This is a genomic window from Pseudomonas sp. AU11447, assembly GCF_001672555.2.
Taxonomy (GTDB): Bacteria; Pseudomonadota; Gammaproteobacteria; order Pseudomonadales; family Pseudomonadaceae; genus Pseudomonas; species Pseudomonas nitroreducens.
The window spans coordinates 13536-37457 of record NZ_LZDG02000034.1; the positions used below are offsets into that span (position 1 = coordinate 13536).

Below are 23922 nucleotides of genomic sequence, written 5' to 3' on the forward strand. Positions count from 1 at the left end.
TAAAGTTTGGAAAGGAATTGAACCATGCGCCATCGTAAAAGTGGTCGTCACCTGAGCCGCACCAGCGCGCACCGCAAGGCTATGTTCCAGAACATGGCTGTGTCGCTCTTCGAACACGAACTGATCAAAACCACCCTGCCCAAGGCCAAGGAACTGCGTCGCGTTGCCGAGCCGCTGATCACCCTGGCTAAAGTGGATAGCGTTGCCAACCGTCGTCTCGCTTTCGACCGTACCCGTTCGAAAGAAGCCGTAGGCAAGCTGTTCAACGAACTGGGCAAGCGCTACGCCAACCGTCCGGGCGGCTACCTGCGCATCCTGAAGTGCGGCTTCCGCGCCGGCGACAATGCCCCCATGGCATACGTCGAACTGATTGACCGCGCTGTTGGCGGCCAAGCAGTAGAAGCTGCAGAGTAAGGTTTACGCCTTATAAGAAACCGGGCCTTGTGCCCGGTTTTTTATCGCCTGGAGAAAAGTTTTTATCTATTGATAGGCTCGAATCAATAAATTGGCTTATCAAGCCCCTTGTCACCGATCCTTAACGCCGTCGACTTCTACTGCTTGCTGAGCTGGATCAACAGCCGCAATGCCGTTGGAGGCGCTTAATTGTCCGATTGGGATGTCGGGCCGAGCCTTCTGCCTCCGCAGTCGGCCGGCATACAGGCACCCCGCCGTTGAGGAGAGTAACGATGAGTGACAACACCCGTCTGACGACTGCAGCTGGAGCTCCGGTCGCCGATAACCAGAATGTCCAGACCGCCGGCCCGCGGGGTCCGATGCTGCTGCAGGACGTCTGGTTCCTGGAGAAGCTGGCGCACTTCGATCGTGAGGTGATCCCCGAGCGTCGCATGCACGCCAAGGGCTCTGCCGCCTACGGCACTTTCACCGTCACCCAGGACATCACGCGCTACAGCCGCGCCAAGCTGTTTGCCGAGGTCGGCAAGCAGACTCCCCTGTTCCTGCGTTTCTCCACGGTTGCCGGCGAGCGTGGCGCAGCCGACGCCGAGCGCGACATCCGCGGCTTCGCGATGAAGTTCTACACCGAGGAAGGCAACTGGGACCTGGTCGGCAACAACACCCCGGTCTTCTACTTCCGCGACCCGCTGAAATTCCCCGACCTGAACCACGTGGTGAAGCGAGATCCGCGCACCAACCTGCGCAACGCCACGCTGAAGTGGGATTTCTTCTCGCACCTGCCCGAAGCCCTGCACCAGTTGACCATCGACTTCAGCGACCGCGGCCTGCCGCGCAGCTACCGTCACGTCCATGGATTTGGTAGCCACACGTTCAGCTTCATCAATGCCAGCAACGAACGCTTCTGGGTCAAGTTCCACTTCAAGACCCAGCAGGGCATCGAGAACCTGAGCAATGAGGAAGCGGCGAAACTGGTCGGTGCTGACCGCGAGAGCTCCCAGCGCGACCTGTATGACGCCATCGAGCGCGGCGACTTCCCGCGCTGGAAAATGTACGCACAGGTGATGCCGGAGAAGGACGCGGCGACCTACCGCTACAACCCGTTCGACCTGACCAAGGTCTGGCCGCATGGCGACTACCCGCTGATCGAGGTGGGTTACTTCGAGCTCAACCGCAACCCGGCGAACTACTTCGCCGAGGTCGAGCAGTCTGCTTTCAGCCCGGCGAACATCGTTCCCGGCATCAGTTTCTCGCCGGACAAGATGCTCCAGGGGCGCTTGTTCTCCTACGGCGATGCACACCGCTATCGCCTGGGCGTGAACCACCACCAGATCCCGGTGAACGCTGCGCGTAACAACCCGCGCATCTATCACCGCGACGGCGCCATGCGGGTGGACGGCAATAACGGTGACATGACCGTCACCTACGAGCCGAACAGCTTCAGCCAATGGCAGGAACAACCGGATTACTCCGAGCCGCCGCTGACCCTGGAAGGCAGTGCCGACCACTGGAACCACCGTGTGGACGACGATTACTACAGTCAGCCGGCTGCACTGTTCCGTCTGTTTGACGAAGCGCAGCGGCAGCGCCTGTACGAGAACATTGCCGGGGACATGGCAGGCGTACCGGAAGCGATCCAGCGTCGTCAGCTCGCGCTGTTCTTCAAGATCGACCCGGCCTACGGCGAAGGCGTCGCCAAGGCGCTGGGCCTGAAGCTCGACTAAGCTGAAACCGTTCTGCCAGCCGCCCTCTTCGGAGGGCGGTTGCGTTTGTGGGGCATCGCGGACTTGACCCCGGTCATGGCCAGTCGCGACCATAGCGCCGTTTAATTCGCTGTCACGTCCCAGGGAGAAGGCTGATGCAAGGCCACGCCGAGGTTATCGATTATCTCAACACGCTGCTGGCCGGTGAGCTGGCCGCTCGCGACCAGTACTTCATCCACTCGCGCATGTATGAGGATTGGGGCTTCACCAAGCTCTACGAGCGTCTCAACCACGAGATGGAAGAGGAAACTCAGCACGCCGATGCGTTGCTGCGCCGCATCCTCCTGCTCGAAGGCACCCCGCGCATGCGCCCGGACGACATTCACCCGGGCAAGACCGTGCCGGAAATGCTGGAAGCCGACCTGAAGCTGGAGCGCCATGTGCGCGCTGCGCTGGCCAAGGGCATTGCGCTGTGCGAGAAGCACAAGGACTTCGTCACCCGCGATATCCTGCGCGTGCAGCTGACTGATACCGAGGAAGACCACGCCTATTGGCTGGAGCAGCAACTCGGCCTGATCGCCAAGATGGGTCTGGAGAATTACCTGCAGTCGCAGATCTGATCCATAGCTTCGCTTCATTAAAAGCCCTCGGCGCCCAGTCTCCGGGGGCTTTCTTTTGTAGGAGCGAGCTTGCTCGCGAACAGAGTTACCCAATAACTCAGGTCTGGGGCGGTTCGTGGGCGTCCCCCTCCGTCCGACGAAGAGCACAAGAAAAAGCCCCTGCGCCGATCGGCGACAGGGGCTTTTTCATGCCGGTGTGGATCAGGCCCGATCACGCTCCAGCAATGGCTTGAGGAAGTGCCCGGTGTGCGACACCGCCAACTCCGCGACCTGCTCCGGCGTGCCGGTGGCGATGATCTGTCCACCCTTGGAGCCACCCTCGGGGCCGAGATCGACCAGCCAGTCGGCAGTCTTGATCACGTCCAGGTTGTGCTCGATCACCACCACGGTGTTGCCGTGGTCGCGCAGGCGATGGAGCACGTCCAGCAGTTGCTGGATATCCGCGAAGTGCAGGCCGGTGGTCGGCTCGTCGAGGATGTACAGCGTCTTGCCGGTATCGCGCTTGGACAGCTCGCGGGACAACTTCACCCGCTGCGCTTCACCGCCGGAGAGTGTCGTCGCGCTCTGGCCCAGCTTGATATAGGACAGGCCAACATCCATCAGCGTCTGCAACTTGCGGGCGATGGCGGGGACGGCATCGAAGAACGCGCGGGCGTCTTCGATGGTCATGTCCAGCACCTCGGTGATGCTCTTGCCCTTGTAGCGGACTTCCAGGGTCTCGCGGTTGTAGCGTTTGCCCTTGCAGACGTCGCAGGGGACGTAGATGTCCGGCAGGAAGTGCATCTCCACCTTGATCACGCCATCGCCCTGGCAGGCCTCGCAGCGGCCGCCCTTGACGTTGAACGAGAAGCGCCCCGGACCGTAGCCGCGCGAACGGGCTTCCGGCACGCCGGCGAACAGCTCGCGGATCGGCGTGAACAGCCCGGTATAGGTCGCCGGGTTGGAGCGCGGGGTGCGGCCGATCGGGCTCTGGTCGATGTCCACCACCTTGTCCAGGTGCTGCAGGCCATCGAACGAGTCGTAGGGCGCGACTTCCAGCGTGGTGGCACCATTGAGCGCGGTAGCGGTGATCGGGAACAGGGTGTTGTTGATCAGCGTCGACTTGCCCGAACCGGAAACGCCGGTAATGCAGGTGAACAGGCCGACCGGGATTTCCAGGTTGACGTTCTGCAAGTTGTTGCCGCGCGCGCCCTTGAGCTTGAGCAATTGCTTCTTGTTGCGCGGGGTGCGTTCGGCGGGCACGACGATCTTGGTGCGGCCGGACAGATAGGCGCCGGTGACCGAGTCCGGGTGATCCATGACTTGCTGCGGTGTGCCCTCGGCGACGATCTGCCCGCCGTGTACGCCGGCACCCGGGCCGATGTCCACGACGTAGTCGGCGAGGCGGATGGCGTCCTCGTCGTGCTCGACCACGATCACCGTGTTGCCCAGGTTGCGCAGGTGGGTGAGGGTGCCCAGCAGGCGCTCGTTGTCGCGCTGGTGCAGGCCGATGGAAGGTTCGTCGAGGATGTACATGACGCCCACCAGGCCCGCGCCGATCTGGCTGGCCAGGCGGATGCGCTGGGCCTCGCCGCCGGAGAGGGTGTCGGCGCTGCGGTCCAGGGTCAGGTAGTCGAGGCCGACGTTGACCAGGAACTGCAGGCGCTCGCGGATTTCCTTGAGAATCTTCGAGGCGATCTCGCCGCGGCGGCCCGTTAGGGTCAGGCTCTCGGCGTATTCGCAGGCGGTGCCCACCGGCATCGAGGTGATCGCCGGCAACGTCTTGTCGCCGACCCACACGTGGCGGGCTTCGCGGCGCAGGCGGGTGCCGTGGCAGTCCGGGCAGGGCTGGGTGCTGAGGAACTTGGCCAGCTCCTCGCGCACGGTGGCCGATTCGGTTTCGCGGTAGCGGCGCTCCAGGTTCGGCAGGATGCCTTCGAACGGGTGTGCGCGCTTGACGATGTCGCCGCGGTCATTGAGGTAGCGGAACTCGACGTTCTCGCGGCCCGAGCCATTGAGGATGAACTTCTGGTGATCCGGGTCGAGATCCTGGAAAGGCTCTTCCAGGCTGAAGCCGAAGTGCCCGGCCAGCGAGCCGAGCATCTGGAAGTAGTAGACGTTGCGCCTGTCCCAGCCGCGAATGGCGCCCTCGGCCAGGGTCAGCTCGCCGTTGACCACCCGGCGCGCATCGAAGAACTGCTTTACGCCCAGGCCGTCGCAGGTCGGGCAGGCGCCGGCCGGGTTGTTGAAGGAGAACAGCTTGGGTTCCAGCTCGCTGATCGAGTGGCCGCAGATCGGGCAGGCGAAGCGCGCGGAGAAGATCATCTCCTCGCCTTCTTCATCATCCATGGGCGCGACCAGCGCGATACCGTCGGCGAGGTTGATCGCTGTCTCGAAGGACTCTGCCAGGCGCTGCTGCAGGTCGCCGCGGACCTTGAAGCGGTCGACCACGATGTCGATGGAGTGCTTGAGCTTCTTGTCCAGCTTCGGCACTTCGTCCAGCTCGTAAAGCTTGCCGTCGACTCGGGCGCGGACGAAGCCCTGGGCGCGCATCTCGTCGAATACCGCCAGGTGTTCGCCCTTGCGCTCGCGAATGACCGGGGCCAGCAACATCAGCTTGCGGCCCTCGGGCAGCGCCAGCACCTGGTCGACCATCTGGCTGACGGTCTGTGCTTCCAGCGGGATGTCGTGGTCCGGGCAGCGCGGAATACCGACGCGGGCGTAGAGCAGGCGCAGGTAATCGTAGATTTCGGTGATGGTGCCCACGGTGGAACGCGGGTTGTGGGAGGTGGACTTCTGCTCGATGGAGATCGCCGGCGACAGGCCTTCGATGGTGTCGACGTCAGGCTTTTCCATCATCGAGAGGAACTGCCGGGCGTAGGCCGACAGGGATTCCACGTAGCGGCGCTGGCCCTCGGCGTAGAGCGTGTCGAAGGCCAGGGAAGACTTGCCGGAACCGGACAGGCCGGTGATCACGATCAGCTTGTCGCGCGGCAGGGTCAGGTCGATGTTCTTCAGGTTGTGGGTACGTGCCCCACGGATGAGGATCTTGTCCACAGCGGCCTCGCATGGCGGGCGAAAACTATCGATTATACGGGGCGTGGCGGGTACGCGGCAAAGTAGCGCGTGTGTGCCCTTGGACCGTTGGGCTGGTAGAATGCGCGGCTATTTTTCGGCGTTTGCGACAACCGGCCCTGTGGGGCCCGGATGACGCGGCGCCACCGGGGGCAATTTAGCGCATCCCGTCTTTCGTCTGTCCATGAGGGGCCTATGCACGATTCCCACACTGAGCGCATGAGTGGCACCGAAACCCGCGCGGCCGCCGGCCTGTCCCTGGTCTTCGCGTTCCGCATGCTCGGCATGTTCATGGTCCTGCCGGTGCTTGCCACCTATGGCCAGGACCTGGCCGGCGCCACCCCGGCACTGATCGGCCTGGCCATCGGCGCCTACGGCCTGACCCAGGCGATCCTGCAGATCCCGCTGGGCACCCTGTCCGACCGCATCGGTCGCCGGCCGATCATCATCGTCGGCCTGCTGGTGTTCGCCGCCGGCGCGGCGCTGGCGGCCAACGCCGATTCCATCTGGGGCATCATCGCCGGCCGCGTCCTGCAGGGCGCCGGGGCGATTTCCGCGGCGGTGATGGCGATGCTTTCCGACCTCACCCGCGAGCAGCACCGCACCAAGGCCATGGCCATGATCGGCATGAGCATCGGCGTGTCCTTCGCCGTGGCGATGGTTGCCGGCCCCGTGCTGACCCACTGGTTCGGCCTGCACGGGCTGTTCTGGTTCACCGCCGGCATGGCCCTGGTGGGCATGCTGATCATCCTGTTCTTCGTGCCAACGCCTGATCACCGCATGCAGCATCGCGAGTCGAGCGTGGCCAAGCAGTCGCTGCTGCCGACCCTGAAGAACGGCGAGCTGCTGCGCCTGGACGCCGGCATCCTGGTGCTGCACGCGATCCTCATGGCCAGCTTCGTCGCGCTGCCGCTGGCGCTGGTCGAGCGTGCCGGGCTACCCAAGGAAGAACACTGGTGGGTCTACCTGACCGCGCTGCTGGTGGGCTTCTTCGGCATGGTCCCGTTCATCATCTACGCCGAGAAGAAGCGCCAGATGAAACGTGTGCTGACCGGCGCCGTGGCGACCCTGATGCTCTGCGAACTGTTCTTCTGGGAGTTCGGTAACAGCCTCAAGGAACTGGTGTTCGGCATCATCGTCTACTTCACCGCGTTCAACCTGCTGGAGGCCTCGCTGCCCTCGCTGGTGAGCAAGGTGTCGCCGGCCGGCGGCAAGGGCACGGCGATGGGCGTGTACTCCACCAGCCAGTTCCTCGGCGCCGCCGTGGGCGGCATCCTCGGCGGCTGGATGTACCAGCACGGCGGGCTCGACGGGGTGTTCATCGGCTGCGCGGTGCTGGCTGCCCTCTGGCTGGCGATTGCTGTTACCATGCGCGAACCTCCGTATGTAACGAGTATTCGCCTGCCTCTTTCCGATGAGGCCCTGCGCGATGCTTCGTTGGCTGAGCGTTTCAAGGCATTGCCCGGTGTGAGCGATGTGATGGTGGTCGTTGAAGAAGCGGCTGCTTATGTCAAAGTGGATTCCCAACAAGTTGATCGCACGTCCCTCGAGCGCCTCGCCGGCGCCGAGCAGGCGACGTGCTGAAGCCTTTAGGAGAGCGTCATGGCCCGTGGGGTTAACAAAGTCATTCTGGTGGGTAACGTCGGTGGCGATCCGGAAACCCGTTACATGCCCAACGGCAACGCGGTGACCAACGTCACCCTGGCCACCAGCGAGAGCTGGAAGGACAAGCAGACCGGCCAGCAGCAGGAGCGTACCGAGTGGCACCGCGTGGTGTTCTTCGGTCGCCTGGCAGAGATCGTCGCCGAGTACGTGCGCAAGGGCTCGCAGATCTACGTCGAAGGCAGCCTGCGCACTCGCAAGTGGCAGGGCCAAGACGGTCAGGACAAGTACACCACCGAGATCGTGGTCGACATCAACGGCAACATGCAGCTGCTCGGCGGCCGTCCGGGCGCCGGTGGTGACGATGCTCCGCGCGCTCCCCGCGAGCCGCAGCAGCGTCCGCAGCAGGCCCAGCGCCCTGCGCCGCAGCAGCAGTCCCAGCCCGCGCCGCAACCGGCTCCGGACTACGACAGCTTCGACGACGATATTCCGTTCTGATCCGAACGATTCGTCGCCCAAGAGCGCAGCCTTCGAGCTGCGCTTTTGCGTTTCTGGGACGCTCGTTTTGGCGAATGTTCGTAAAAGTCTTTCTCGGTGGCGACTATTTAATTAGCTAGCTAACTGAATGATTCTGGAGCTGCCTTGATGTACGGCAAAACCGGAGAAGAAAAGACATGAGCATTACAGTGACCGAGCGTGACGACGACCATAAATCCCGCGAGTTCCGCGCCCACGGCGGGCGTTGCTGGGATGTGTACCAGGAAGGCCTGCTGGTCGGCATCTTCCACAGCGAGAGCGAGGCGCAAGCCTATCGCGTCGCCCTGGAGTTGGAGACGCGCTACCGCCACGCAGCAGAGTTCTAGAAAGTAAAAAGCCCCGTGGCGACGGCCGCGCCACGGGGCTTGTGAGTCCTGAATGCCTACAAAAACCATCCGCGCGCGCAGGCAATGCGGAGGTTCTGGGGAAACCGCCCGGCGAACCGAGCGGCAGGCGATCAGAACTGGTAGTTCACCGTCGCGGTGACGTTGCGCTTCTCGCCGAAGTAGCAGAAGTCCAGGCTGTAGCAGGACGCCACGTAATCCTTGTCCAGCAGGTTGTTGGCGTTGAGGCTGACATCCAGGCCCTTCAGGCCGACACGGGAAAGGTCGTAGCCGATGCGCGCATCCACCAGGGTGTAGTCCGGCACGCGCAGGGTGTTTTCCTTGTCCGCCCAGGTCTCGCCGACATAGCGGGCGCCGCCGCCGAGGGTCAGGCCATCCAGCGGGCCGGCGTTGAAGCCGTAGTCGGCCCAGAGCGAGGCCATGTGCTTGGGCGCCTGGTTCGGGGTGTGGCCCTGGTTGCCGTCCAGCGACTTGGTGTAGGTAATGTCGGTGTAGGTGTAGCTGCCGAGCACCTTGAGGTTGTCGGTGACCTGGGTGTGGGCCTCCAGCTCCAGGCCCTGGGAGCGCACTTCGCCCACGGAGGTGTAGAAGTTGTCCTGCGGCTCCTTCGACGCGACGTTCTCCTGGGTGATGTGGAAGACCGATGCGGTGTACAGGCTGCGGCTGCCCTCGGGCTGGAACTTCAGGCCGGCTTCCCACTGCTTGCCCTCGGTCGGTTCCAGCGGTGTACCGGACTGGTCGGAGTAGGCGTTGGGGTTGAACGACTCGGAGTAGCTGATGTACGGCGCGATGCCGTTGTCGAACAGGTACAGCGCGCCGAGGCGGCCGGTGAACTTCTTCCAGTCGTCGTCGGCCTTGCTGCCGGTGCTACGATTCTTGTCCTCGACGGTCACCCAGTCCTCGCGCATGCCCAGCGAGAAGCGCCAGTTGTCGATGTCGATCAGGTCCTGCAGGTAGACGCCGGTCTGCTCCAGGCGACGGGTATGGTTGTCGTCGGGGTAGTAGCTGATGGCGTCGTTGCCGTAGTGCGGGTCGAAGGCGTCCAGCGGTTGCGCCGAGCCCGAGCGCCAGTCCACGGTAGTGCGACGTTTCTGGTAGTCCAGGCCCATCAGCAGGGTGTGCTTGGCGGCGCCGGTGTTGAATTCGGCCTGGGCCATGTTATCGATGATGTACGCCTGCAGGTGCTCGCTGGCGCCGGAGAAGTAGCGGTTCAGGGTGTTCTCGTCAGGCGCGGTCCAGCCGTACGCATAGACCTGGGAAAGGTCGACGTCGGAGTCCAGGTAGCGGAAGTTCTGCCGCGCAGTCCAGACGTCGTCGAAGCGGTGCTCCAGCTGGTAGCCGAACATGCGCTGCGTACGGTCGAAGTCGTCCTTGCTCGGCTCGCCGTCGAAGAATTCGCGGGAGATCTTCTGGCCGTTGTGGTGGAACAGCGCGCCATCCGCCGGCACGCCGCCGTGGTAGCCGCCGTTCGGGTCATGCTGCAGGTAGCCCTGCAGGGTCAGTGTGGTGTCGTCGGTGAAGTCGATGGCCAGGGTCGGGGCGATGGCGTAGCGCTCTTCCTTGACGTGGTCGAACTGGGTGTCCGAACCCTTGCCCAGGCCGACCAGGCGGTAGGCGATGCGCTTTTCCTCATCCAGCGGGCCGCTGAAGTCGAAGCCCATTTCCTTCTGGCCCATGTTGCCGACGGTGCCGGTGATCTGGTGGTAGTCCTCGTACAGCGGCTTCTTGCTGGTCAGCGCCACCAGCCCGCCGGGCAGGCTGCGGCCGTAGAGCACCGAGGACGGGCCCTTGAGCACATCGATACGTTCGAGGAAGTACGGGTCGATCTGCATCGAGCTGAAGGTGCCGCTGTCGCCCATGGCCTTCAGGCCGTCGAGGTAGATGTTGTCGACGCTGTTGTCGGCGAAGCCGCGCATGACGATGTAGTCGTAGCGGTTCGAGGCGCCGACCTGGCCGGTGAAGATGCCGGGGGTGTAGCGGATCGCCTGCTGCACGGTCTTCGACGCGGTGTCGTCGATCTGCTCGCGGGTGATCACCGAGACGCTCTGGCTGGTTTCCAGCAGGGACTTGGAGGTCTTGGTAGCGATCTGGCTGTGGGTCGCCAGGTAGCCGTCTTCCTCGCCCAGTGCGTTGCCCAGGGCGAATACGTCGCTGGACGGCATGGCCAGCACGTCGGTCGGTGCGGCCGGGCGCAGCACGTAGTTGCCGTTGCCCTGGTCCACGGCCTCCAGCGGAGTGTCCACCAGCAGGCGCCCGAGGCCCTGGTCCACCGAGTAGGTGCCGTTCAGCCCCGCCGAATTCAGCCCGCGAGTCTGCTCCGGGGTTGCCGACAGGGTGATCCCCGCTTCGCGGGCGAAGGCGTTCAGTACCTCGCCCAGCGGGCCGGCCGGGATTGCATAGGCGCGGCTGCTGGTGATGGCGGCATCGTCCGCGGCGAAGGCGGTCAGCGGCAGGCTGGCGCCGAGGCTGGCGCACAGCAGCGCGCCGCGCACGGCATGGGCCAGGCGGCTGGCGCGGGGCAGGGCGGGGGAGGCGGTCGGGGTGTGGACGGCTCGCATGGAGGGGCTTCCGTGGGCAAGGGAATGATCGGGTTATTCCTCCTTGCCGACCGAGGCGGCGAAACCCGACAAAAATAATTCTCGATTGCGAAGAAATATTATTTTGCGGCGACCTTATCGGTGGCTTGGTTTGAGGCTCGGACAAGGGCCCCTCTCCCTAGCCCTGGCTGCGCGCCCCGCTCCGAAGGGAGAGGGGGCTGATCGGAGTGGGGTGATACGCCTTTGCTCGCCGGTGGGCGCAGTTCTTTCCGTTCGCACGGATAACCCCCTCCCCCTTCAGGGAGAGGGCGGGGGAGAGGGTGTTGAGCCGAGCGCCGATCTTCCCATTCAGCTCCGCGCGCTGACCGTCACCCACCAGTCCGTGCGCTTCTCCACCCGCACCGGCAGCGTCTGCGGTAGCAGGGCCAGCAACTGGTTGGTGTCATCCAGACGGAACACGCCGGAAAGGCGCAGGTCGGCCACACTGGCATCGCAGTGCAGGTGGCCGTGGCGATAGCGGCCGATCTCGGCGAGAAAGTCGGCCAGGCGCATGTCGCGGGTAACGATCAGCCCATCGGCCCAGGCGGCGCTGTCCATGTTGCTGCGTTCGGCCAGGAGGGCGCTGTCGCCGTTGATCTCGAAGGTCTGTCCGGGCTCGGCGATGGCAGTGGTCTGGCCGCGCACGCGCGGAGCGATGGCTACCGAACCTTCCTCGACGCTCAGGCGTGTGGTGCGCTCGTCCTGGCGCAGGACAAACCGCGTACCCAGCGCCTCGAACAGACCATCCCGGTTGCTCACCCGCAGTGGGCGTGAAGCGTCCTTCGCCGTACTCAGCAGGATCTCGCCACGCTCCAGAAGCAGCAGGCGCTGGTTCGTATCGAAGCACACGTTCACCGCGCTGTCGGTGTTCAGTTGCAGCACGCTGCCATCGGCCAGGGTGAAGCGCTGGCGCTCGCCGACGGTTGTGCTGAAGTCCGCCATCCAGCGTTGCCAGGGCGTGACCTCGCGGGCCAGCCACAGCGCGGAGGCGCCGACGGCGAAGGTCGACAGCAGCTTGAGCGCCTGGCGCCGCTGCAGGCGCTGAGTGGAGCTTTCCAGGGTTTCCAGCGCCACCCGAGCGCCGGGCACTGCCTGGTAGCCGGCCGCCAGTTCACTGTTCAGCGCCTGCACCCGCAGCCAGGCGGTTTCGTGTTCGGGATTGGCCTGGCGCCAGTGTTCGCAGGCGTTGCGCAGTTCGGCATCGGCATTGCCGTTCAGCCGCAGGGTCCACTGGATCGCCTGCTTCACCACCCGTGGATCGGGTGTGGCGCCATTCATTCGGCGTACCGCAGTTGGTAGCAGTGGAACAGCGCCTCGGCGATGTAGCGCTCCACCGAGCGCACGGAAACGCCCAGTTCCTCGGCGATCTGCGCATGCGGCATGCCTTCGCACTGGGCCAGCAGGAAGGCGCTGCGCACCTTGGGCTTGAGGCCATCGAGGAGGCGGGCGATGTTTTCCAGCAGTTGCAGGATGTTGTGCTGCGCCTCCGCCGAGGGGACTTGTGCCTCGGGCAGGTGCGCGATGGATTCGAGGTAGGCGCGCGCCAGTTCCTCGCGGCGCCAGTGATCGATCACCAGGCCTCGGGCCACGGTCCGCAGGAAGGCGCGCGGGGTGCGCAGTTCACTGCGCTCGGGCCGCAGCAGCACGCGCACGAAGGTGTCCTGCGCCAGGTCGGCGGCATCGGCGGCATTGCCCAGCCGGCCGCGCAACCAGTTGTGCAGCCAGCCGTGATGGTCGCTGTAGAGCGACTGGACGTCGTAGGTGGAAGACATGGGCGCGCAAAACTGCAAATGATAATTTATCGCATTTTCAACAAGGCGATGGCCATTTGCAAGATATGTCTGAGGCTCCGGTGTTTCCTGTAGGAGCGAGCTTGCTCGCGAACTGTTCGGCACCGGAGCTGCCGGGAAATCCGTTCGCGAGCAAGCTCGCTCCTACAAACAGGCCTCGTGCCTTTTCTCAGCGGTACCAGCGCGGCGTGTACACCCAGTCACCACCGCCGACGCGGGAGAAGCGTCGGGTCAGCGATGAGCCGATGATCACCAGGGTGCGCATGTCGACCATCTCCGGGGTCAGCTCGCCGAGACTGACGACGCGCAGGGCCTCCGCCGGGCGACCGATATCGCGGCCGAGCACCACCAGCGTCTCTGGCGTGCGGTGGCGGCGGACGATTTCCAGTGCGCGCCCCAACTGCCAGGGGCGGGCCTTGGAGATCGGGTTGTAGAAGGCCATGGCCAGGTCGGCGGCGCCGGCATGGTCGAGGCGCTTCTCGATGGTTTCCCAGGGCTTGAGGTTGTCCGACAGGGAAATCAGACAGAAATCGTGCCCCAGCGGCGCCCCGGCCTTGGCCGCGGCGGCCAGTGCGGCGGACACGCCCGGCAGCACCTCCAGCTCCACGCCATGCCAGTGCGGGTCGTCGCTCTCGTGCAGGGCTTCCATCACGGCGGCGGCCATGGCGAATACGCCGGGGTCGCCGGAGGAAATGACGACAACCCGGCGCCCGCTGGCGGCCAGCTCGAAAGCGTGGCGGGCGCGCTGCATTTCCTCGCGGTTGTCGGTGCAGTGGCGCACCTGGTCCTCGCGCAGCGGCTCGGCCATCTTCACGTAGGTTTCGTAGCCGAGCAGGTCCTGGGCTTCGTCCAGGGCGCGGCGCACGGCGGGGATCATGAAGTCGCTGGCGCCGGGGCCGAGGCCGATCACGCTGAGCTTGCCGCGTGGCTGGCCGATGCTTTGGGCTTCGACCGGCGTCGCGGCGCGGTGCAGGTGGAAGGAGTCGCCGTGCAGCACGGCCGGTGGCAACTCGTCGTCGCTGTGGATAAACCGCAGCGGCACGCCCAGCTCGCTGGCGGCCTCTGCCAGGGCCGGATCGGCCATGCGGCAGCGCGGCGCGATGACCGCCGCCAGCGATGCCTTTGCCAATCCGGCTTGCGCCAGGCCCTGGTGGATGCGCTCAGGCAGATGCGAATCCACCAGCGTGACGTGAGCCAGCACGACGCGCGGATGGATGCGCAGTTCGTTGTGTGCGATGCCAGCGGCGCCCGCATCGATGCGCAAGGTATGCGCGGCGTCTTCGGCCAGCGGCAGGTCCAGCTTGTCCAGCCAGGGGGCGTCGCCTTCGATGCGCAGCGTGTCGCCGCCCAGCAGGTCGGAGACGAAGCGTTTGCCCTGCTCGATGTCCGCCAGCGCATAGCCTTGCGGCGGATCGAGCAGGCAGGCGCCGAATCGCAGCTCGCCGCTGGTGGTGATGGCTGGCGCCACCTCCAGTGCGGCGGCGATTTCGCGGGCGATGCGATTCACCCCGCCGAGCCCGCCGAGCAGCGGCACCACGGCGCTGCCGTCTTCGGCGACGGCCAGCACCGGCGGTTCGGCACCCTTCTCCACGAGCAGCGGGGCAAGGGTACGGATGACGATGCCGGCAGCGCACAGGGCGATGATCGGGGTGTCGTCGCGGTAGAGCTGGCGCAGGGTATCGCCGAAGTTCGCGTAAGACTCGTCGGCGTCTTCAACACGGTCCTTCAGACCCATCACGCGCGCCTGTGGATAAACCTTCTGCAGGCGCCGGGCAGTGGCCAGTGCGCCCTGGCCGAGAATGACGATAGCGGTGCGCATTAGCCGTTCCACCGCTGGCCGGGGATGACGATCATCGAGAAGTAGGGCGACGCCATCGGGTCCACGGCATCCAGCGCGACGATGCGCTGCTCGCGCATGGTCGCGCGTTCGACGTAGTGTGCGCCGCCGTCGCGGCCCAACTCGCGCAGCACGCGGCGGACCTTGTCGAAATTGCGGCCGAGCTTCATCACCACGGCTGCGTCGGTGTCGGCCAGGCGGCGCTTGAGTTCGTCTTCCGGCAACACGCCGGAGAGCACCGAGAGGCTCTGGTTGCGGTACACCAGTGGCACGCCGAGCACGGCCGCACTGCCGAGCATCGAGCAGACGCCGGGTACGACTTCGGTGTCATACCGATCCGAAAGGCGGTTGTGCAGGTACATGTAGGAGCCGTAGAAAAAGGGATCGCCCTCGCAGATCACCGCGACGTCACGGCCGGCGTCCAGATGCTCGGCCACCTGAGCGGCGGCGGTGTCGTAGAAGTCGCTGATCACGCCTTCGTAGGTCAGCGGCGGTTCCAGCTTTTCGGTGGTCACCGGATACACCAGCGGCAGGCGTTGCTGCTCATCGAGCAGGTGCTCCTCGATGATGGCGAAGGCGTTGCCGCCCTGGCCCGCGTGGTGTTTGGCCTTGGCCACGAAGTAGCCGATCACCGGGGACGCGCGCAGCAGGCGCAGCGCCTTGAGGGTCAGCAGTTCGGGGTCGCCCGGGCCGACGCCCAGGCCGATCAGGCGGCCGGCCATCACTCCACCTCCGTGGCGAGTGCGTTCACCGCCGCGGCCGCCATCGCGCTGCCGCCACGACGGCCGCGGACGATCACGTAGGGCACGCCGCGGCTGTCGGCGGCCAGGGCGTCCTTGGACTCCATGGCGCCGACGAAGCCCACCGGGAAGCCGAGGATCAGTGCCGGTTTCGGTGCGCCGGCATCGAGCATTTCCAGCAGGTAGAAGAGGGCGGTCGGCGCGTTGCCGATCACCACCACGGCGCCTTCGAGGTGCTCGCGCCAGTGCTCCAGGGCCACCGCCGAGCGGGTGTTGCCCAGCTCGCGGGCGAGCGTCGGGACGTCCGGATCGTTGAGCGTGCAGATCACCTCGTTGTGTGCCGGCAGGCGCGCGCGGGTGATGCCCTCGGCGACCATCCGCGCATCGCAGAGGATCGGCGCGCCCGCGGCCAGCGCCGCGCGGCCGATGGCACCGGCGTCTGCGGAGAAGCGCAGGTCCTGCACCACGTCGACCATGCCGCAGGCGTGGATCACGCGCACGGCCAGTTTCTCCAGGTCGGCCGGGATGCCGGTGAGGTCGGCTTCGGCGCGGATGGTGGCGAAGGATTGGCGATAGATCGCCTGGCCGTCGCGAATGTAATCAAGCATCGGGTTGGGCTCCGGGTGCGGCCAGCAGGTCGCCGGCGGCATCGAGGGAAAGGTTGCGCGCCAGCGGCTGGCCGAAGCCGGCCACGCCATCGGCGCGACGGAACAGGTCATAGCGGCCGTCGGCGACGGCCAGCAGGGTGTAGGGGGCGACGTGGGCGGCGGCGCAGGAGCGCGGGCAGCCGCACAGATGCACGCCGGCTGGTGGCGCGTGGCGCAGGCGTTCGGCGAGGCGCAAGGCATCGGCCTTGGTATCGGCCAGCCCGCGCGCACAGCCGCTGGAGCCACTGCACGCGACGATGCGCGACAGCGGCTGCGCAGCGTCGATCACCAGGCCGAGGCCGCCCAGTGCGCCGAGTGCAACGGCGGCATCCACCTGGGCCACATCCGGCAGGATCAGGCTTTGCCAGGGTGTCAGCCGCAGTTGCCCGCCGCTGAAGCGCTCGGCGAGATCGGCGAGGCCGAACAGTGTGGCGCTGTCGAGGCGGCCGAGGACGAATCCCGCGCCGACAATGGTGCTTTCTGGCTGGCGCTGAGGCTGAATCCCGAGATGGCCGAAAGCCTGCGCTGCAGGGCGACGCCAGTTATCCACAGCGGGTCCGAGTTGCAGCGCAAAGGGCAGGCGTTGCTGCAGGCGCTCCAGCAGCACTTCGTCGCCGAGCATTTCGCGCAGGTGGCGCATGCGCGTCTGGCCGTCGCCGGCGAGGTCGAGGAACAGCTGCAGCAAGGTTTCCACCAGCAGCGGCACCTGCTCGGCGCTGACGGCGGCAAGGGCGGGGCGATCCGTCTCGTTCCGTGGCGGACAACCGGCCAGGCCGAAGGCGAACAGCGGTGCTGCGTCGTCAGACATCGCCGACAGCCAGAGATCGTTGGGGTGCGCCAGCATTGCCAGGGCTTCGCCTCCGTCCAGCTGGATGCCGAACTTGGGCGACAGGCCATGGAAGCGCGGGGTGCGCTCCAGCAGGTCGAGCAGTTGGCGGGCCAGCGGAGCCGCGTCGAAAGCCGTGGCGGCGTCGAGGCCGAGCGCCGGGCTGACCAGCAGATTGCGCACATCATCCGACGCCAATTCACGTGGGCCGAGGCCGGCGGCCAACAGTTCATGGCTCAGCGCATTTTCAGCGCCGGCATGCACGCCGCGAATCTGCAGGTTGGCGCGGTTGGTCGCCTCCAGCACGCCGTCGGCATGTCGTTCGGCAGCCAGGGCGATGGCGCGCGCGGCGTTGGCGTCCAGTTGCCCACAGGGCAGCTTGATGCGGCAGATGCCGCCATCGCGGGAGGCCACGATGCGCAGCAGGCCGGGGCAGGCATGCGGGCGGACGGGCAGAGCGGATGTGTCTTGCACTGAGGTCACCAGGGCTGGGTCGCGGTGACCTGCGAATCCCCACAGGGGACTTCACGACACCGATACACCCCGCTCGATGTCTGCACACGCGACTGGTTTCGTCGGCAGGTCTCCTGGCTGGCAGGTCCTCATCCAGCGCGGCCTTCCCGGTTGCCCAGTGGCCTGGCCGGCGGCACGGAACGCTGTCCCGTGGCGCCGCATTGCGCGGACTCGCTGCTTACAGTTGCGGGGGCAGCCACGGCTTAACCGTGTTCCCTCTTCGGCTCCCGGAAACCTCACCGATAGGGGCGAAGCGTCCTACGAGCACCGACGAAGCGGGTATTATGCCTGCTTTGCCCGAAGGCAGGAAAAGCCTGCCCGTCGGATCGATCGTCGCACTCTCGAGGAATTTTCATGACGCCCTGGCTGACCATCGTCGGCATCGGCGAGGACGGTTACGCCGGCCTCGGCAAGGCCGCGCGCCGTGCCCTGCTCGCCGCCAGCGAAGTGATCGGCGCGCCGCGCCAGCTGGAGCTGCTGCCGCACTGCCTGCGCGCCAACCGCCAGGCCTGGCCGAGCCCGTTCAGCATGGAGCCGGTGCTGCGCCGGCGCGGCGAACCGACCTGCGTGCTGGCCAGCGGCGACCCGATGTGGTTCGGCGTCGGCGCAAGCCTGGCCCGCCAGGTTCCGGCCGAGGAAATGCGCGTGCTTTGCGCTCCGTCCTCCGCCTCGCTAGCTGCCGCGCGGATGGGCTGGGCATTGCAGGACTGCACGCTGTTGTCGCTGGTGGCGCGTCCATTGGCCGCACTCAACGCCCAGATCCACAACGGTGTGAAGCTGTTGATCCTCAGCAATGACGGCGACAGTCCTGCGGCCGTTGCTGCGCTGTTGCGCGAGCGGGGGTTTGCTGCGAGCCGGCTCAGCGTGCTGGAGCACCTGGGTGGCGACCACGAACGACGCATCGATGGTCTGGCGAATGACTGGTCGCTGGCGCAGGCGGCTGCGCTGAATCTGCTGGCGGTGCAGTGCATCGCAGGTGAAGACGCGCAGCGCCTGCCGCTCACGGTCGGCCTGCGCGACGATGACTATCGCCACGACGGTCAGTTGACCAAGCGCGATGTACGCGCCGTGACCCTGGCGCGGCTGGCGCCGAAACCGGGCGAGCTGCTCTGGGATGTCGGCGCCGGTTGCGGCTCCATCGGCATCGAATGGATGCGCGCGCATCCGAGCTGCCGCACGCTGGCCATCGAAGCCAACGAAGGGCGCCAGGAGCACATCCGCTTCAACCGCGATGCCCTCGGTGTACCGGCGCTGCAACTGGTCTGCGGCGCGGCGCCAGAAGCGCTGCAGGGGCTGGAGCGTCCCGATGCGATCTTCATCGGCGGCGGCGTGACCCTGCCCGGCGTATTCGAACAGTGCTGGGAGCAGCTCAAACCCGGCGGCCGCCTGGTGGCCAACGCCGTCACCCTGCAGAGCGAATCCATGCTGCTGAGCTGGCGCGCGCGCATCGGCGGTGAGCTGACCCGCCTGTCGGTGTCCCAGGCGCAGCCGCTGGGTGGCTTCGACACCTGGCGCGCGGCGCTGCCGATCACTTTGCTGGAAGTCTGGAAGCCGCTGGCCGAGTGAGCATGCGCGAAGAAACCCCGGAGCAGCCACGCCCGCTGCGCAGCGGCTACACCACCGGCAGTTGTGCTACGGCCACCAGCCTCGCGGCAGCGCGCCTGCTGCTCACCGGTGAAGCGCTGGATGCCGCGCAGATCGCCCTGCCCAAGGCGCGCTGCGCGACCCTGCGCCTGGAGTTCTGCCGGCTTACTGCTGAAGGTGCCGAAGCCGGCACGCTGAAGGACGCCGGCGACGACCCGGACGTGACCCATGGCGCGCTGGTATTCGCCCGTGTCGTGCTGAGCGATGAGCCGGGTGTGCGCTTTCATGCCGGGGACGGTGTCGGCACGGTGACCAAACCCGGACTGGTGCTGCCGGTGGGCGAGCCGGCGATCAACCCGGTGCCGCGTCAGATGATGCGTGACAACCTTGCCGCGCTGGCGGCCGAGTGTGGCTATGCCGGCGGCTTCGAGGTGACGATCCATATCGAGGGCGGCGCCGAACTGGCGCAGAAGACCATGAATCCGCGCCTGGGCATCCTCGGCGGTCTGTCGATCCTCGGCACCACCGGTATCGTCCGGCCGTTCTCCTGCTCGGCCTACATCGCCTCGATCCAACAGGGCATCGACGTCGCCCGCGCCAACGGCTTCCGCCACCTGGCTGCTTGCACTGGCAACGCCAGCGAGGACGCCATGCGCCGTCGCTACGGTTTCGACGACACCGCGCTGATCGAGATGGGCGACTTCGCCGGTGCCGCGCTCAAGCACCTGCGCAAGGTGCCGGTGGAGCGCTTCAGCGTCTGCGGCGGCTTCGGCAAGATCAGCAAGCTCGCCGCCGGCCACATGGACCTGCACAGCCGCCACTCCAGCATCGACCTGCCGCAACTGGCCGAGTGGGGCGCCGGGATCGGGGCTTCGGCAGACCTGCAGCAACGCATGCGCGAGGCCAACACCAGCCAGCAGGCGCTGGCGCTGTGCCGCGCCGAGGGTATCGCCCTGGGCGATGCGGTGTGCGCCCGCGCGCTGGCCTTCGCCCGGCGTATCGTGCCCGTTGAAGTAACGCTGGAAGTCTTCGCCATCGACCGCCAGGGCAACCTGGTGGGCGAGGCGCTGGAGGTGAGATGAAACGGGTCCTGCTGCTGGGCGGAATCGGTGAGGCGCTGGCTATTGCGCGACGGCTGGGACCGCAGCATCTCTACAGCCTGGCCGGCCTGGGCAAGGTGCCGGACGACCTCGCCTGCGAAGTGCGCGTGGGTGGCTACGGTGGCGCCGAAGGCCTGGCCGGATTCATCCGCGAACAGGGCTTCGACCTCCTGCTCGATGCGACCCATCCCTATGCTGCGCAGATCAGCGCCAACGCCGCGCATGCTGCGGAGCTGGCCGGTGTGCCGTGCTGGGCGCTGCGGCGGCCCGGCTGGCAGTCGGGTGCTGGCGATGATTGGCGCGAGGTCGCCGATTGGCCTGGGTTGATCGGCGCACTGAAAGAATTTCGCCGTCCGCTGTTCACCCTGGGTCGTGAGCCGCTGGAACACCTCGATGAAATTCCCGCCCACCAGCACTGGACGGTGCGCTGTCTGCAAAACCTCCCAGGCAATGCGCGCGCCGAAGTACTGGGCGCCCGCGGACCGTTCACCCTGGAGGGCGAACGCGAGCTGTTCGCGCGGTTGGGTACCGACGTGCTGATCAGCAAGAACAGCGGCAGCCAGGCCACCGAGCCGAAGCTGCAGGTCGCCCGCGAGCGGGGCGTGCCGGTACTGATTCTGGCGCGCCCGGCGCTGCCGCTCGTGGCGCGGGAGTTCGACAGCGTTGAGTCGCTGTGGGCGGCGCTGGAACGCCTGCTGGCGGAATGAGGGAACGCATCGAACGAGGAGCGTTCACAGCGTCGTCATGGTTCGCGAGGAGGCTCGCTCCTGCAGAACCGTCATGAAGCTTCTCCGGTGGCCGGCGCGCCTCTATGCTGAGCCCCGGTTTTCACAGGGAGTGACACCATGCTGCGAATCCTCGGCCGCGCTTCATCGATCAATGTGCGCAAGGTGCTCTGGACCTGCGCCGAACTGAACCTGCCGTACGAACGGGAGGACTGGGGCTCGGGCTTTCGCTCCACGGCTTCGGCTGAATTCATCGCACTCAACCCCAATGCCATGGTGCCGGTGCTTGTCGACGGCGACTTCGTGCTCTGGGAGTCCAACGCCATCTGCAGCTATCTCGCCAGCCAGTATCCGCTCGATGAGCTGCTGCCCAACTCGCCCCGTGAGTGCGCGCTGGTGGAGCAATGGATGGGGTGGCAGGCCACCGAACTGAACAATGCCTGGCGCTATGTATTCATGGCCCGTGTGCGCAACAGCCCCAGCCATACCGACGAATCCGCCATCGCCCTGAGCGAGGCGCAGTGGAACCATTGCATGTCCCTGCTGGACCGGCAGCTGGAGCGCACCGGTGCCTTCGTCACCGGCGCCTGCTTCAGCCTTGCCGACGTCGTCCTTGGCCTGTCGGTGAACCGCTGGTACCTGACGCTCATGCAGCGCCCGGAACTGCCCGCAGTTGCCGCCTACTACGAGCGGCTGAGCGAGCGGCCGGGGTTCCTGCTGCATGGGCGCAATGGGGAACCTTGAGTGAGCGCGGCACTACTTGGCCCAAGGGTTGTTCTTCATTCGAGTGAAGTTCGTCTTGGCGCTCCACAGGACAACCACCGGTTCGCCGGCACGGTTGGTCTCCGTGGCAGTGAGAAGTCCGTGCCGCGTTCTCCAGACCACCAGGTTGTTACCCGAAGGGTCCAGGCCGAAGTCGCCGAACCTGGACTCGGGCAGGCGCCTGGCGTTCTCAAGTCCGGTGGTCAGGTAGTACCGAAGCGGTTTGAATGAACTGGGTGGAAAGAGAAAGCGCACATGGCTCAGGCGTTCTTTCCTGAAGAAGAACACCACCTGGCTGGCGGGAATGTCAGCGAAGGCCGAGCTGATCGGCGCCAGGCAAAGGTAGTCGTCGTTACGAATGCGTTCCCGTGGTCCGAGGTCGCCATAGCATCTCAGGCGATAGCCCTGGGATCTGTAGTGACTGATGATCTCGCTCTGGCTTTGCGCGGAAATCTGCGCGGGCGTCTCCATGAAGCCGGGGGCGTCGGTCGGGACTACCACCGGCGCGCTAGCCTGTGCGACGGCTGTCGCGGCCTGGCGGCGGTGGTAGGCATCATAGGCATAGTAGGCGAGGGCTGCGGCCAAGCCTGCCAGCAGTAGTGTGCGTGTCTGCATGAAGAGTTCTGTCCTTGAACATGCCCGATCCATCGGCAGTCCACTTTAGCCAGATCGGCTCGCAGGTGACAGTGGCGCGCTTATCGGTCCATGCCGGACAACTCGGCGATCCTGCGGTAATTCGCTCCCAGCTCTTGTGCCAGTCCTTGTGCCCGCCCCAGCCTGACCGCGCCGCCCTCGATATCCACCAGCACAGTCGGGCAGCCCATCGGTTGCAACGCCGGCCAGTCGCGCAGGCGGCCATCGGTCAGGATCAGCAGGTGCTGGCGTTCGGCTGGCTTCTGCCGCTGGCGCTTGTCCAGCCATTCGCGGGCTTGCTCAAGCGCTTCGATCAGCGGGGTGCCGCCTCCGGCTCCAAGTTGCTCCAGCCACACCTGAAGCTGGCTCGATGCCTTCTGGCCCTGCCACAACCAGCGCGGCTGTGCGCCGGTGGCATGCAGCACGGCGAGGCGCGCGCGTTGGCGATAGGCCTGTTCGAAGGTGTCGGCGAGCAGCCCCTTGGCCTGGGCGAGGGCGCCGTGGCGGCGGGTGCTGGCAGAGGCGTCGACTATCACTAGCCAGAGTTCGCTGGGCTTGTGGCTGCGGGCTCGCAGTACCAGGTCGGCGCGGTGCTGCGGGCGGCCATTGCGCAGGGTCGCGGGCCAGTCGATCCGGCCGTGCGCGCCCGGCTGGCGGGCGCCGCTGCGGCCGCCCGCAAGTTGGCCGGGTCGGGGGTTGGCATCCGCGCCTGGGGCCTGGCGCGGGCGGATGCTCAGGGCTTTTTTGGCCAGCCCGTCAACTGTCGGCGCTCGCCCATCGTGACGTTCTGGGCGGGGAGTTCACCCCATTGGCCTTCGCCGTTGGAGGCGTTGGAGGGTGCTTGCGCCTGCCTGGACGACGGTTGCTGCGGCATTGTCGATTGCGGTGGTGCAGGGCGGCGACGATGGGCGAGGGCGAAGTGTTCCACCGCCTCGATGTCCAGCGCCTCGATGGCGTTGGCGTCGCGCCAGGCGGCGTGGGCACGGGCTGCGCGCAACCAGACCAGATCGGCGCGCAGGCCATCGACGCCAGCGGCGTGGCAGCGCTCGGCGATCTCGTTCAATGCAGCATCATCCAGCGCAATCGCGGCAAGGCCTTGCCGGGCATCGACACAGCGCTGTTGCAGCGCTTGCTGTGCGCCTTGCCACTGAATGAGGAAGGCCTGCGGATCGGCATCGAAGGCCAGCCGACGGCGAACGATCTCGGCGCGCTCGCTGGGCGCCGGGGAGCCGTGCAGTTGCACCTTGAGGCCGAAGCGATCCAGCAGTTGCGGGCGCAACTCGCCTTCCTCGGGGTTCATGGTGCCGATCAGCACGAAGCGCGCCGGGTGACTATGGGACAGGCCGTCGCGCTCGATCAGGTTGACCCCGCTGGCGGCCACGTCGAGCAGCAGGTCGACGAGGTGGTCGGGCAGCAGGTTCACTTCGTCCACATAGAGCACGCCGCCGTGGGCGTGGGCCAGCACACCAGGGGAGAACTGCGCGCGACCTTCGCCCAGCGCCGCGTCCAGGTCGAGGGTGCCGACGATGCGCTCCTCGCTGGCGCCCAGCGGCAGGGTGACGAAGCGCCCGCCGTCCAGCAGATCGGCGACGCCGCGCGCGAGGGTGGACTTGGCCATCCCGCGTGGCCCTTCGATCAGCACACCGCCGATGGCGGGGTCGATGGCCGCCAGGCACAGGGCCAGCTTCAGCTCATCGGCGCCGACGACGGCGGCCAGGGGGAAGTGGGGAAGGGCGCTCATGGGGGATTCCTGCGGATTTCGTCCGTGCATGGTAGCGAACCGGGCGTAGGAGGTGCGACCAATGTCCATCAGAACGATAGAGCCAAGTCATTGATCGGCACGCCGCGATGCAGTAACTTGGCTCTACTTCCACGGAGAACATCATGCCGTCCAGCTTGCCCATCCAGTCCCTCGCCC

21 protein-coding genes and 1 riboswitch are annotated in these 23922 nt (G+C 66.1%); of the genes, 10 read left to right on the forward strand and 11 right to left on the reverse strand.

All coding sequences use genetic code 11. The features are described 5' to 3' along the window. Window positions 1-24 precede the first annotated feature (24 nt). The 3 genes from rplQ to bfr all read left to right on the forward strand — a co-directional run bounded on the left by rplQ (window position 25) and on the right by bfr (window position 2734). Entirely contained in the window at window positions 25-414 is a 390-nt protein-coding gene (gene rplQ, locus A6723_RS10245) for a 50S ribosomal protein L17 (RefSeq protein WP_015475338.1), read from the forward strand. Between the two features lie 272 nt (window positions 415-686). Next, the gene (gene katA, locus A6723_RS10250) at window positions 687-2135 is read left to right on the forward strand and encodes a catalase KatA (protein WP_054906703.1); all 1449 of its coding nucleotides are present in this window, start codon (window positions 687-689) and stop codon (window positions 2133-2135) included. A 134-nt stretch (window positions 2136-2269) separates the two neighbouring features. Then, entirely contained in the window at window positions 2270-2734 is a 465-nt protein-coding gene (bfr, locus tag A6723_RS10255; RefSeq protein WP_054906704.1) for a bacterioferritin, read from the forward strand. A 201-nt stretch (window positions 2735-2935) separates the two neighbouring features. Here bfr and uvrA read toward each other — a convergent pair whose 3' ends face one another. Beyond that, window positions 2936-5770: an excinuclease ABC subunit UvrA gene (uvrA, locus tag A6723_RS10260; RefSeq protein ID WP_054906705.1), complete on the reverse strand. Its 2835-nt coding sequence runs from the start codon at window positions 5768-5770 to the stop codon at window positions 2936-2938. A 213-nt stretch (window positions 5771-5983) separates the two neighbouring features. Here uvrA and A6723_RS10265 point away from each other — a divergent pair, with 213 nt between their 5' ends. The 3 genes from A6723_RS10265 (at window position 5984) to A6723_RS10275 (ending at window position 8253) form a co-directional block, all read left to right on the forward strand. Beyond that, window positions 5984-7372 carry an MFS transporter gene (locus tag A6723_RS10265; protein ID WP_054906706.1) on the forward strand — a complete coding sequence of 463 codons (1389 nt, stop codon included), beginning with the start codon at window positions 5984-5986 and terminating at the stop codon, window positions 7370-7372. An 18-nt stretch (window positions 7373-7390) separates the two neighbouring features. Further along, complete coding sequence (gene ssb, locus A6723_RS10270; RefSeq protein WP_017521888.1) at window positions 7391-7888, forward strand: single-stranded DNA-binding protein; 498 nt, start codon at window positions 7391-7393, stop codon at window positions 7886-7888. A 176-nt stretch (window positions 7889-8064) separates the two neighbouring features. Next, window positions 8065-8253 (forward strand): hypothetical protein, encoded by a 189-nt coding sequence (locus A6723_RS10275; protein ID WP_024767074.1) that lies wholly within the window; start codon window positions 8065-8067, stop codon window positions 8251-8253. Between the two features lie 131 nt (window positions 8254-8384). Here the strand turns inward: A6723_RS10275 and A6723_RS10280 are convergent, their stop codons facing one another. The 7 genes from A6723_RS10280 to cobG all read right to left on the reverse strand — a co-directional run bounded on the left by A6723_RS10280 (window position 8385) and on the right by cobG (window position 17170). Continuing rightward, on the reverse strand, window positions 8385-10829 hold the full coding sequence (locus A6723_RS10280; protein ID WP_054906707.1) for a TonB-dependent siderophore receptor: 2445 nt from the start codon (window positions 10827-10829) through the stop codon (window positions 8385-8387). A 327-nt stretch (window positions 10830-11156) separates the two neighbouring features. Beyond that, the gene (locus tag A6723_RS10285) at window positions 11157-12125 is read right to left on the reverse strand and encodes a FecR domain-containing protein (RefSeq protein ID WP_054906708.1); all 969 of its coding nucleotides are present in this window, start codon (window positions 12123-12125) and stop codon (window positions 11157-11159) included. Then, window positions 12122-12619, reverse strand: coding sequence for a sigma-70 family RNA polymerase sigma factor (locus A6723_RS10290; RefSeq protein WP_054906709.1), 498 nt, complete (start codon window positions 12617-12619; stop codon window positions 12122-12124). The genes A6723_RS10285 and A6723_RS10290 overlap by 4 nt, the downstream gene beginning before the upstream one ends. 187 nt (window positions 12620-12806) lie before the next feature. Beyond that, the gene (gene cobJ, locus A6723_RS10295; protein ID WP_054906710.1) at window positions 12807-14456 is read right to left on the reverse strand and encodes a precorrin-3B C(17)-methyltransferase; all 1650 of its coding nucleotides are present in this window, start codon (window positions 14454-14456) and stop codon (window positions 12807-12809) included. Next, window positions 14456-15196 (reverse strand): precorrin-2 C(20)-methyltransferase, encoded by a 741-nt coding sequence (locus A6723_RS10300; RefSeq protein WP_054906711.1) that lies wholly within the window; start codon window positions 15194-15196, stop codon window positions 14456-14458. Before A6723_RS10300 ends, cobJ begins: the two co-directional genes overlap by 1 nt. Beyond that, entirely contained in the window at window positions 15196-15822 is a 627-nt protein-coding gene (locus A6723_RS10305) for a precorrin-8X methylmutase (protein WP_054906712.1), read from the reverse strand. Before A6723_RS10305 ends, A6723_RS10300 begins: the two co-directional genes overlap by 1 nt. After that, window positions 15815-17170, reverse strand: coding sequence for a precorrin-3B synthase (cobG, locus tag A6723_RS10310; RefSeq protein WP_371914053.1), 1356 nt, complete (start codon window positions 17168-17170; stop codon window positions 15815-15817). Before cobG ends, A6723_RS10305 begins: the two co-directional genes overlap by 8 nt. A 76-nt stretch (window positions 17171-17246) precedes the next feature. After that, window positions 17247-17487: riboswitch (cobalamin riboswitch) on the reverse strand. 67 nt (window positions 17488-17554) lie between these two features. On the opposite strand from cobG, the gene A6723_RS10315 reads away from it, so the two are divergent. The 4 genes from A6723_RS10315 to A6723_RS10330 all read left to right on the forward strand — a co-directional run bounded on the left by A6723_RS10315 (window position 17555) and on the right by A6723_RS10330 (window position 21353). Further along, window positions 17555-18766 (forward strand): bifunctional cobalt-precorrin-7 (C(5))-methyltransferase/cobalt-precorrin-6B (C(15))-methyltransferase, encoded by a 1212-nt coding sequence (locus A6723_RS10315; protein WP_054906714.1) that lies wholly within the window; start codon window positions 17555-17557, stop codon window positions 18764-18766. A 2-nt stretch (window positions 18767-18768) separates the two neighbouring features. Next, window positions 18769-19866, forward strand: a complete 1098-nt coding sequence (locus A6723_RS10320) for a cobalt-precorrin-5B (C(1))-methyltransferase (protein WP_054906715.1) — start codon at window positions 18769-18771, stop codon at window positions 19864-19866. Continuing rightward, window positions 19863-20591 (forward strand): cobalt-precorrin-6A reductase, encoded by a 729-nt coding sequence (locus A6723_RS10325; RefSeq protein ID WP_054906716.1) that lies wholly within the window; start codon window positions 19863-19865, stop codon window positions 20589-20591. The genes A6723_RS10320 and A6723_RS10325 overlap by 4 nt, the downstream gene beginning before the upstream one ends. 138 nt (window positions 20592-20729) lie before the next feature. Further along, window positions 20730-21353, forward strand: coding sequence for a glutathione S-transferase family protein (locus tag A6723_RS10330; protein WP_054906717.1), 624 nt, complete (start codon window positions 20730-20732; stop codon window positions 21351-21353). 12 nt (window positions 21354-21365) lie between these two features. On the opposite strand, the gene A6723_RS10335 is transcribed toward A6723_RS10330, so the two are convergent. The 3 genes from A6723_RS10335 to A6723_RS10345 all read right to left on the reverse strand — a co-directional run bounded on the left by A6723_RS10335 (window position 21366) and on the right by A6723_RS10345 (window position 23745). Continuing rightward, the gene (locus A6723_RS10335) at window positions 21366-21986 is read right to left on the reverse strand and encodes a hypothetical protein (RefSeq protein WP_054906718.1); all 621 of its coding nucleotides are present in this window, start codon (window positions 21984-21986) and stop codon (window positions 21366-21368) included. An 80-nt stretch (window positions 21987-22066) separates the two neighbouring features. Next, window positions 22067-22741, reverse strand: a complete 675-nt coding sequence (locus A6723_RS10340) for a VWA domain-containing protein (RefSeq protein WP_371914054.1) — start codon at window positions 22739-22741, stop codon at window positions 22067-22069. Continuing rightward, window positions 22738-23745, reverse strand: a complete 1008-nt coding sequence (locus A6723_RS10345; RefSeq protein WP_054906720.1) for an ATP-binding protein — start codon at window positions 23743-23745, stop codon at window positions 22738-22740. Before A6723_RS10345 ends, A6723_RS10340 begins: the two co-directional genes overlap by 4 nt. Between the last annotated feature and the right edge of the window lie 177 nt (window positions 23746-23922).